Consider the following 2261-nt stretch of genomic DNA (forward strand, 5'->3'; position numbering starts at 1 on the left):
AGCAGTTCGGCAACCTGAGTGACATCGGCTACATTCGCCGCGGCGCCGTGGAAGTGATGAACCAATCCCGACTCTGCATCGGCGCCAATATGGGCCTTCATTTCGAAGAAATATTGATTGCCTTTCGCACGGTTGCAGCAAGTTGATCGGAACTTCCATAGATAACAATTATAACAACTAGCTAAAAAGCGACGTTAAACACGCACCTTGCCAGAGTAAATATCCTTTACAACGGCTGACCCAGGCGCACTTACCTGCTCCAGCCAGACATAAGTTGAGTTGTGCTCAACAGAATTATCGATAGCTCGGACTCTAAATACTGTACCCGGCGAGTAATCGACCTCCCCAAATTTTGGGCCATCGGGCATCGGGGAGCCATAACCATCCACTCGATAGTAGATATAATGTTGGTCGGCCTCCTTATTAAGAAAACCTTCATTATTCTGAGTGCCGACAGATGTAAAGAGATAACCTTTGTCCGATACCAAATCCCCCACACTTATGGCTCTAGCGTAATTAGCATTATCGTAGGGTATCGCTCGAAAAGAAGAAAGTTGTATATTGCTTTTTCTGTTCTCGAACAAATCATTGAATATATTATTTAATTTGTTAAAATCCAGCCCGCCTGAGCCACGCACTCCATTTCGCAAGTAGTCATTTAGTGAAGATCCCACCAGATTTTCATAATGATATTTGAGTACCTGCTGTTGCTCGGCCGATGGCGCCGGTAGACTTTCATTAAGTTTTCGCAACTGTAATTTACGGGCTCTATCATCACTAGCTATCTCACTGTATGACCTTTTATTGGTTATGACTCTATTCTTCAGATCGTCGATAACTGCTTCGGAAAGGCTTTTGGCTAGTGTATCAAATTGTGTCAAGCAAGAAGGTTTAGGTTGTCTGGACTGCAACTTTTTAACAACCCCTTCCTGGGCCTGTGAAATACTTATGTGCTTCAAGTCAACTTGCAACTTAGTATACTTTTCGGAATTTGTTATTTCGCCCCCATTGGTCGCTTTTTGCGGCATGAGTTCAGACACGCCCTGCTTGGCTTGAAGCAATCTCTCGGCAAAGTTTATATTTTTTTGTGAACTGTCTTTTTTTGCTAGCGCCACTGCCGAAGCAGCACTATTAAACACATGCGATTTTACATACAAAGACAAATTAAACACTATAATTCCTTAGGCGTAATAACGATAAAAGCTCATCTTCACAAAAGATAAAGCTGATGTGATTTCTCAAGGGGCGCGTTAACCCTATACTATAAGGCTGTCGCCTAAAAACCATACATTCATTTGAGTGGTTATTGATGACCCATGCACCGCACTCCCCAAAACATACTCGCAAAGACCACTCAAGCCTGACAAATAAAAAATAACAACCAGGCACCTTGCTATCTATCACAAATCGCTCATCTCATTAAAGGCTCAGAAAATACTTTAAAAACACCACCTGACTCAAGAAGCACCATCCTTCGAAAAATAAATTTTCCGTCGACTTTACGCCCTCTAATAAATACAAGCTCAATAGTTCCCGATTCTCTAGGGAAACTCCGAACAAGACTCCAGGTCTGCTGCAATATAGCCTCACCACCTGACCTGAGTGCTTCATGAGCCAGATGAGCTTTTCCGATTTCGAATACGCGGGCAAGCGCAAGCAAACACGCCGCGAACGCTTCCTTGCCGAGATGGATCGGGTTGTGCCTTGGAACGGTTTGCTGGCGTTGATCGAGCCGTATTATCCGAAGGCTAGCGGTGGCCGCAAACCGTATCCGCTGGAAACTATGCTGCGCATTCATTTGCTGCAAAATTGGTTCTCGCTGAGCGATCCTGCCATGGAAGAAGCGCTATATGAAATCACACCCATGCGCCAGTTTGCGCACTTGACCCTGAGCGCGCCGATCCCGGAAGACACCGCGATCATGAGCTTCCGGCACCTGCTGGAGAAGCATAAGTTGGCGCCGGCGATCCTGGCGGTCATCAACGGTTATTTGCAGGAGAAAGGCCTCTCGCTGCGCCAGGGCAACATCGTCGATGCGACGATTATCCACGCGCCCAGTTCGACTAAAAACGAGGATGGTAAACGCGATACAGAGATGCATCAGACCAAGAAAGGCAATCAATATTTCTTCGGAGTGAAGGCCCTTATTGGTGCCGATGCAGGGTCGGGATTGGTTCATCACTTCCACGGCGCCGCGGCGAATGTAGCTGATGTCACTCAGGTTGCCGAACTGCTGCACGGCGAGGAAAACGCGGTCTACG

The 2261-nt window shown here is 46.6% G+C and carries 2 protein-coding genes and 1 pseudogene; 1 reads left to right on the forward strand and 2 read right to left on the reverse strand.

Features of this window, described 5'->3' with window-relative positions:
- Both E4P01_RS13165 and E4P01_RS13170 read right to left on the reverse strand, forming a co-directional pair.
- Window positions 1-125, reverse strand: a pseudogene (locus tag E4P01_RS13165) (transposase); the annotation flags it as partial.
- A 69-nt stretch (window positions 126-194) separates the two neighbouring features.
- Window positions 195-1172: a hypothetical protein gene (locus E4P01_RS13170; RefSeq protein WP_216091073.1), complete on the reverse strand. Its 978-nt coding sequence runs from the start codon at window positions 1170-1172 to the stop codon at window positions 195-197.
- A 437-nt stretch (window positions 1173-1609) separates the two neighbouring features.
- Between E4P01_RS13170 and E4P01_RS13175 the strand changes: the two genes are divergently transcribed.
- Window positions 1610-2261 (forward strand): IS5 family transposase (locus tag E4P01_RS13175; protein WP_248130061.1); only part of this gene is annotated, 652 nt, incomplete at its 3' end.

It is taken from the genome of Pseudomonas sp. NCIMB 10586, assembly GCF_023127895.1.
GTDB classification, from domain to species: Bacteria; Pseudomonadota; Gammaproteobacteria; order Pseudomonadales; family Pseudomonadaceae; genus Aquipseudomonas; species Aquipseudomonas synxantha_A.